Source organism: Methylocystis suflitae (assembly GCF_024448135.1).
GTDB lineage: Bacteria > Pseudomonadota > Alphaproteobacteria > Rhizobiales > Beijerinckiaceae > Methylocystis > Methylocystis suflitae.
Window position 1 is genome coordinate 1 of record NZ_JAMRYX010000011.1, and the last position, 7,020, is coordinate 7,020.

Here is a 7,020-nt window from a genome sequence, read left to right on the forward strand (position 1 = left end):
ACGCTCTGTTTCGGCGCGAATTTGGCGGGCGTTCGGCGCGAGGGCGCGTCCGCGTGGCGGCGCGCATCTAGCGTAAGGAATGTGGGAGCGGTCCGCGCCGCGCGTTCTCGGCGCTTCGCGTCCAAGAAAGAACCCGCGCCGGCTGCGAAGCGACGTGCGCGCGGTTGCTTTGCAGAGACTCTCGCTCTTAATATTGATTAATGACGCGCGATGCGGCGGCGCGCGCGATCAGGAGTGTGACATGAATGAAGGCATCGCGCCTTTTTTATCGCCGTTGACGCTGCTTCTGGGCGGCGGTCTCCTGGCGATCGGACTGCTGTCGCTACTCGATCTGCACTTCTTCAAGACCAAGTGGCAAGGCAAGCTCGCACTGGCGGTCGGCTTGGTCTTCATTCTCGCCACCGAGGCGATGTTCGTCACGAGCGGCGCCAGCGGCCGCTATTTCGAAGGCCAGAAGATGGACGTCACCGACTGCGAATACCAGGCGGAGCGGGATTTTCCGGCGGAGCGGCGATCCAACCCGAAGCTCATTCACGACAAGATCGTCGCTTGCATGGATACGCTCGGCTACGACTGGAGCAAGGAGCACTATCATTGCGTCGAGGCGCCGATCTCCACCAATGTCTTCTGCTATCTCCCGCGGGCGGCCATGCAGCGCAGCATCGTCGCGTGGCAGATGCGATTCGAATAGGTCAGAACAGCGATCCCTGATCGTCGCTGTTGGCGCTTTTCAGGCGGCGCCGCGGGCGCGGGCGCGCCGGCGGATCTGGAATCGCAATGCCAGCGCGCGCGTGGATTCTGCCGTCGGCGATCTCGATATCGAGACCCGTTCCAGGGGGAGCCTGAGCGACGCTGCGCACCAGCGCGCCGCTGTCATCGTGCACCAGCGCAAAGCCGCGCGCCAACGCCGAGCGATGGCTGAGCGATTCCTGCAGCCGGGCCAGTCTGTCGATCCTATCCTGATGGCCGCCGATCAAGCCGGCGATCGCGCGGTCGAGACGCTGCGCCGAGCCGGCGAGGCGCTGCCTGGCGGCGGCGTTCTCCTGACCCGCGAGCACGCGTCGGGCGCGATAACCCTGCTGCAGCCGCGCGCCAAGACCGCGCAGCTGCTCACGCACGCGCGCCAGCTCCGCCTGCGGCGAGTGGCGGGCGAGCAGCGTTGCGGCGCGCGACAGCCGTAGACGCCTACCGTCTCGGGCGGCGCGGGCGCCGGCGGCCAGCCGCTCCGCCGACCGGTCAAAACGCTGGCGCGGATTGGCGAGCAGGGCGTCGCCAGCGGGGAGCAGGCGCGCGTAGGTTGAAAGCTGGACGCGCCGCTGTTCCATGGCGCGGCGGCGCGCGCCCTCCAGCCGGCTTGTGCGTATGGCGAGATGTTCGAAAAGCTCGACGCGCACCGGAACGGCTTTCTCGGCCGCGCCAGTCGGCGTCGGCGCGCGAAGGTCCGCGACGAAATCGATGAGCGTCGTATCAGTCTCATGACCGATCGCCGAAATAAGCGGAATGGCGCTCTCCGCCGCCGCACGAACGACGACCTCCTCATTGAAGCCCCACAGATCCTCGAGCGAGCCGCCGCCGCGCGCGACGATCAGCACATCGGGGCGGGGAATGGCGCCCCCGGCAGGCAGCGCGTTAAAACCGCGAATGCCCGCGGCGACCTCCTCAGCGCAACTCTCGCCCTGCACCCGCACGGGCCAGACCAGCACGCGACGCGGGAAGCGGTCGTTGAGCCGATGCAGGATGTCGCGGATGACAGCCCCGGTCGGCGAGGTCACCACGCCGACGACGCGCGGCAGGAAGGGCAGGGGGCGCTTGCGCGCTTCGTCGAAGAGGCCCTCGGCCGCGAGCGCCTTGCGGCGCGCGTCGAGCAGCGCCATCAGCGCGCCGACGCCGGCCGGCTCCAGCGACTCGATGATGATCTGATAGGAGGACTTGCCGGGGAAGGTTGTGACGCGGCCGGTCGCGACGACTTCCAGCCCCTCCTGCGGCCGCGTCCGCAGGCGCAGAAAAGTCGATCGCCAGATCACCGCGTCGAGACGCGCATTCTGATCCTTGAGACAGAAATAGGCGTGTCCGGAGGCGTGCGGGCCGCGATAGTTGGAGATCTCGCCGCGCACGCGCACGCGCCCGAAGCGATCCTCGATCGTCTGCTTCAGCGCGTTCGCGAGTTCGGAGACGCTGATCTCAGGCGCATTGGTCTGAGGCGTGGCTCCTCCGATTTCGGTCAGGTCGGACATGGATGAGATATGCTCACGCTTTGCTTCTTGCTTCATCCTTACGCCCATCATGTAAATGCCCAAAGCCAGCAAGAAAACAGCGCCCCCATTTATGTCGCTCAGAGCGTCGCGACGGCCGTCCCTGAGTGAGCGGCTGTTCTCGATCCTGGAAGTGCTTGGAGTCTTTCTGCGCCTCGGGGTAACGAGCTTCGGCGGGCCGGTCGCCCATCTTGGCTATTTCCACGCTGAGTTCGTTGGGCGCCGCAAATGGCTCGATGAGGCCGCCTATTCGGATATCGTCGCGCTCTGCCAGTTCCTACCGGGTCCCGCCAGCAGTCAGGTCGGCATCATCATCGGCATGTTGCGGGCAGGTCTTGCCGGCGGCTTGGCGGCATGGATCGGCTTCACCATGCCTTCGGCGCTTGCGTTGATCGGCTTCGCCTATGGCGTCGGGCGCCTCGGCGATCTCTCGCAGGTCGCCTGGCTGCACGGCCTCAAAGTCGTCGCTGTCGCGGTCGTCGCGCAAGCGGTATGGGGGATGGCGCGAAACCTTTGTCCGGATCGGAGCCGGGCGAGCATCGCCGTGGCCGCGACGCTGCTGACGTTGGCGGTCCCCACCGCCAGCGGTCAGATTGGGGCGATTGCGGCGGGGGGCGTCATTGGCTGGCTGTTCCTCTCGGGGGAAAACAACGGAGCCACGACGCCGCTATCGATCCCCATCACCCGACGCACGGCCGTCGCCTCGCTCGCGTTGTTCGCCGTTTTGCTGGTCGGGTTGCCCATTCTGGCGAAGGCGACCGCCAATCCTACGATAGAGCTTATCAGCGGCTTCTATCGCTCAGGGTCGCTCGTTTTCGGCGGCGGGCACGTCGTGCTGCCGCTGCTGCAGCAAGCCTTCGTATCGCCGGGCTGGATCGACCGGAATGCCTTCCTTGCCGGCTATGGCGCGGCGCAAGCGGTTCCCGGCCCACTATTCACTTTCGCGGCCTATCTCGGCGCAGCGATGACGTCTGAGCCAAACGGCTGGGCGGGTGGGCTGATCTGTCTCGCCGCGATTTTCCTGCCGTCTTTCCTTCTCGTCGTCGGCGCGCTGCCTTTTTGGGACGCTTTGCGTCATCGAACCGCGGCGCAATCGGCGCTCAAGGGGATCAACGCGACGGTCGTCGGCATTCTGCTCGGGGCGCTCTATACCCCTGTTTGGACGAGCGCGATCCTTGGCCCAGCGGATTTCGGGCTGGGCCTCCTCGCTTTCCTCTTGCTCGTCCTATGGCGGACGCCGCCGTGGCTGGTCGTGATCCTCGGCGCATTTGGCGCAACGCTCATCGCCATGGTCGCTTAAGGCGGCTTACGACGCTTGCGAACGTCCGCTTCTTGGCGCGCATTGCGGACATGAAATCGTTCTGGCTCGCGCGTATTTTGAACGCTAGAGCGCGCTGCGAAAAAGTGGGAACCGGTTTTTCGTTTAGAGCGCGCTCTAACTTTTGGGAATCGATCACGTTATCTGCATTTGGGCGATTTCGCCCAAATGCAGCGTGATCTAGCGCAATTCGCTCATCGAATAATGCGTTGGTTGGGCGGAGCCATTCGCCACGTCGGCGAGAAGGTTGGGCGGGAGCTGCGACTGCCTTTCCGTCAATTGCGCGGGCGCGTCGACATTGCCTCGAAGATACCAGCCGCTGACATCAAGTGGCGGCGGCGGCAGATTTTCGGCGCGCGCGTTCACAGCGCCAGCAATCAGGACGAACGACAGGAGGGCGACGGAGCGGCGCATGATGTGCTCCCATTTTCGCGCGCGACATTGCTTTCGAATGGCGCAGCGCCGAAAGGAAAGCATGGGTGATAAGGGTTAAGGGCAGGTTAACCCTATTGCTTAACCAAATTCCTTAACCTTTGAGCGCGTCCCGATCGCGTGGAATCATGTGATCGATGACCGGCTCGAGCGCGCAAGGCGTACCCGGGTCGCACGCCGCGACCTTCTCGTGGCGTCGCTAATCGCATTAAGCTCCCTCAGGCGGCTTCGGCTGATTCCTTCAGCGCGCTGCAGATCTGCGCGACGAGAGATTCGACCAGCTCGCGGTCGTCGCCTTCGCCCATGACGCGGATCACGGGTTCAGTGCCGGAGGCGCGAACAATGAGTCTGCCGGAGTTGCCGAGTCGCGCCCGCGCATCGTCGATTGCAGCCGCCACCGCCGTGCGCTCCAATTCGCGACGATTGGCGCGCACATTCTCCAATACCTGCGGCAGCGGTTCGAAGCGATGGCAAACTTCGCTCACCGGACGATCCTGACGCTTCACCTCTGCGAGCGCCTGCATCGCCGTCACGAGCCCGTCGCCCGTCGTGCAATAGTCAGAAAGAATGATATGGCCCGACTGTTCGCCGCCAATGTTGTAGCCGGCTTCGCGCATGCGTTCGATCACATAACGGTCGCCGACGGGCGTTCGCTCGAGAGCGAGCCCGATTGAATTCAGATGGCGCTCCAATCCAAAATTGGACATGATTGTCGCGACGATTCCGGGCTTGGACAGCAGCCCCTGATCGCGCCAGCTTTCGGCGATAACCGCCATGAGCTGATCGCCGTCGATCAAGCGCCCATTTTCGTCGACAAGGATGACACGGTCGGCGTCGCCGTCGAGCGCGATGCCCACGTCGGCGCGCAGCTCGCGCACCTTGTCGCGCAGCGCCTGCGGCGCTGTGGAGCCCACGCGATGATTGATGTTGAAACCGTCGGGATCGACGCCGATCGCGATCACTTCGGCGCCAAGCTCCCACAGCGCCTCGGGCGCCACCTTATAGGCCGCGCCATTCGCGCAATCGACGACGACGCGCAAGCCTTCCAAGCTCATATTGCGCGGCAGCGTGCGCTTGGCGAACTCGATATAGCGCGCGCGCACGTCGTCGATGCGGCGGGCGCGTCCGAGATCTCTCGGTCCTGCGCGCTTGCGCAACATATCGCCGTCGATGAGGCGCTCGATATCGTGTTCGATCTCGTCCGAAAGCTTGTGGCCGTCCGGTCCAAACAGCTTGATGCCGTTGTCCTCGAAGGAATTATGAGAGGCGGAAATCATCACGCCAACGTCGGCGCGCATCGACCTTGTGAGCATGGCGACCGCGGGCGTCGGCATCGGTCCCAACAGCAGCGTCTCCATGCCGACGGAGGTGAAGCCGGCGACAAGCGCATATTCGATCATATAGCCTGAGAGCCGCGTGTCCTTGCCGATGACGACGCGGTGCCGACCTTCGCCGCGATGAAAGATCAACCCGGCCGCCTGCCCAACCTTGAGCGCGAGCTCGGGCGTGATCTTCTCGTTGGCGAGGCCACGAATGCCATCTGTGCCGAAATAGGTGCGGGTCATTGAAGATCCTCAGCGAGCGCCTCGGCGCCAAATCGGCGCATCTTGACGCCATCTATCACGCCAAGTCGGCGGATCTATGAGCATAATGCCATAACGTCGAATGCGTGTTTTCGCCGGCCTAACGAACGGTTAATGAACCCTCGCACATCGTTTGAACGGATGTCCAGATGCAAGTCAAAATCTACCATAATCCGGGCTGCGGCACCTCTCGCAACGTGCTCGCCGCGCTACGGGAAGCCGGCTACGAGCCGCAAGTGATCGAATATCTCAAAAACCCGCCCGATCGGGCGACCTTGAAAGACCTTTTGCGCCGCATGGGCAAGAGCGTGCGTGAGATATTGCGCAAGCGCGGGACGCCCTATGAGGAGCTGGGACTCGAGAATCCCGCCCTGTCGGATGACGAGATCTTCGCCGCCATCGAAAGGCATCCGATTCTGGTCGAGCGGCCGATCGTTTCGATGGGCGACAAGGCCGCGCTCTGTCGACCCGCCGAGACGCTTAAAGATCTGATAGCCCGGTCCAAGACATAGATCGCTCGAGTTCGAATGCAAAAAACCCAGCGGCCGGGACCGCTGGGTTTTCCCTTTAGATCGGATGCGGCTCCAGGCCGCCGACGTCGGGCTCTGGCTTCTGCCCCGTCGTCGGCACCGCCGAGCCGCGCGGCGGCGGCGTTGGCGACGATTCTTCGCGCACCGGCCGCTTGCCGGCGAGCAGACCCTTGATCTCGTCGCCAGACAGCGTCTCGAACTCGAGAAGCGCATTGGCGAGCGTATCCAAATCCGTACGCTTGTCGACGAGGATCTGCCTGGCCTTCTCGTAAGCTTCCTGCACCAATCGGCGCACCTCCGCGTCGATGGTCTCCTGCGTTTGTTCGGAGAAGGTCTGCGTGCGTCCGAGCGAGTAGCCCAGGAATTGCTCCTGCTGCGGGTCGGCATAGGCGACCGTGCCGAGCTTGTCCGAGAAGCCGAGCTGGGTGACCATCGCGCGGGCGATGCGCGTCGCCTGCTGAATGTCCGAGGCGGCGCCTGAGGTCGTCTTCGCCGCCCCAAAGATCAACTCTTCGGCGACGCGGCCGCCCATCGCCATCGCCAGCATCGCCACGAGCTGCTCGTAACTCTGCGAGATCTGATCGCGCTCGGGAAGGCCCTGCACCATGCCGAGCGCTCTGCCGCGCGGAATGATCGTCGCCTTGTGGATCGGAATCGAGCCCGGCACGTTCAAGGAGACGAGCGCATGGCCGCCTTCGTGATAGGCGGTGAGCTTCTTCTCCTCATCCGTCATCACCAGCGTGCGGCGCTCGGCGCCCATCATGATCTTGTCGCGCGCGTCCTCGAACTCCTGGTTCGTGACGATCCGCTTCGAGCGCCGCGCCGCGAGCAGCGCCGCCTCGTTGACAAGATTCATCAGATCGGCGCCCGAGAAGCCCGGCGTGCCGCGCGCGACGACCTTCAAA

At 64.1% G+C, this 7,020-nt stretch carries 6 protein-coding genes and 1 pseudogene; 3 read left to right on the forward strand and 4 right to left on the reverse strand.

Annotation, left to right across the window (positions count from 1 at the left end; translation table 11 throughout):
- Nucleotides 1-241: 241 nt before the first annotated feature.
- On the forward strand, nucleotides 242-691 hold the full coding sequence (locus NEI07_RS00750; RefSeq protein WP_256032043.1) for a hypothetical protein: 450 nt from the start codon (nucleotides 242-244) through the stop codon (nucleotides 689-691).
- A gap of 1 nt (nucleotide 692) precedes the next feature.
- On the opposite strand, the gene xseA is transcribed toward NEI07_RS00750, so the two are convergent.
- Nucleotides 693-2,270 carry an exodeoxyribonuclease VII large subunit gene (xseA, locus tag NEI07_RS00755; RefSeq protein ID WP_256032044.1) on the reverse strand — a complete coding sequence of 526 codons (1,578 nt, stop codon included), beginning with the start codon at nucleotides 2,268-2,270 and terminating at the stop codon, nucleotides 693-695.
- A gap of 55 nt (nucleotides 2,271-2,325) precedes the next feature.
- On the opposite strand from xseA, the gene chrA reads away from it, so the two are divergent.
- Nucleotides 2,326-3,552 (forward strand): chromate efflux transporter, encoded by a 1,227-nt coding sequence (chrA, locus tag NEI07_RS00760; RefSeq protein ID WP_256032045.1) that lies wholly within the window; start codon nucleotides 2,326-2,328, stop codon nucleotides 3,550-3,552.
- 198 nt (nucleotides 3,553-3,750) lie between these two features.
- On the opposite strand, the gene NEI07_RS00765 is transcribed toward chrA, so the two are convergent.
- Together NEI07_RS00765 and glmM are read right to left on the reverse strand one after the other, a co-directional pair.
- A complete protein-coding gene (locus tag NEI07_RS00765) occupies nucleotides 3,751-3,984 on the reverse strand; it encodes a hypothetical protein (RefSeq protein WP_256032046.1) in 234 nt (77 codons plus the stop codon).
- Between the two features lie 236 nt (nucleotides 3,985-4,220).
- The gene (gene glmM / locus NEI07_RS00770) at nucleotides 4,221-5,567 is read right to left on the reverse strand and encodes a phosphoglucosamine mutase (RefSeq protein ID WP_256032047.1); all 1,347 of its coding nucleotides are present in this window, start codon (nucleotides 5,565-5,567) and stop codon (nucleotides 4,221-4,223) included.
- A gap of 167 nt (nucleotides 5,568-5,734) precedes the next feature.
- Between glmM and arsC the strand changes: the two genes are divergently transcribed.
- Complete coding sequence (arsC, locus tag NEI07_RS00775) at nucleotides 5,735-6,097, forward strand: arsenate reductase (glutaredoxin) (protein ID WP_256032048.1); 363 nt, start codon at nucleotides 5,735-5,737, stop codon at nucleotides 6,095-6,097.
- A 55-nt stretch (nucleotides 6,098-6,152) separates the two neighbouring features.
- Here the strand turns inward: arsC and NEI07_RS00780 are convergent.
- Nucleotides 6,153-7,020: pseudogene (locus tag NEI07_RS00780) on the reverse strand (ATP-dependent metallopeptidase FtsH/Yme1/Tma family protein); the annotation flags it as partial.

Excerpts from the sequence above, each read along its gene's own strand:
- NEI07_RS00750 (WP_256032043.1), top strand. The coding sequence starts at position 242 with ATGAATGAAGGCATCGCGCCTTTTTTATCGCCGTTGACGCTGCTTCTG.
- xseA (WP_256032044.1), bottom strand. The coding sequence starts at position 2,270 with ATGAAGCAAGAAGCAAAGCGTGAGCATATCTCATCCATGTCCGACCTG.
- chrA (WP_256032045.1), top strand. The coding sequence starts at position 2,326 with ATGTCGCTCAGAGCGTCGCGACGGCCGTCCCTGAGTGAGCGGCTGTTC.
- NEI07_RS00765 (WP_256032046.1), bottom strand. The coding sequence starts at position 3,984 with ATGCGCCGCTCCGTCGCCCTCCTGTCGTTCGTCCTGATTGCTGGCGCT.
- glmM (WP_256032047.1), bottom strand. The coding sequence starts at position 5,567 with ATGACCCGCACCTATTTCGGCACAGATGGCATTCGTGGCCTCGCCAAC.
- arsC (WP_256032048.1), top strand. The coding sequence starts at position 5,735 with ATGCAAGTCAAAATCTACCATAATCCGGGCTGCGGCACCTCTCGCAAC.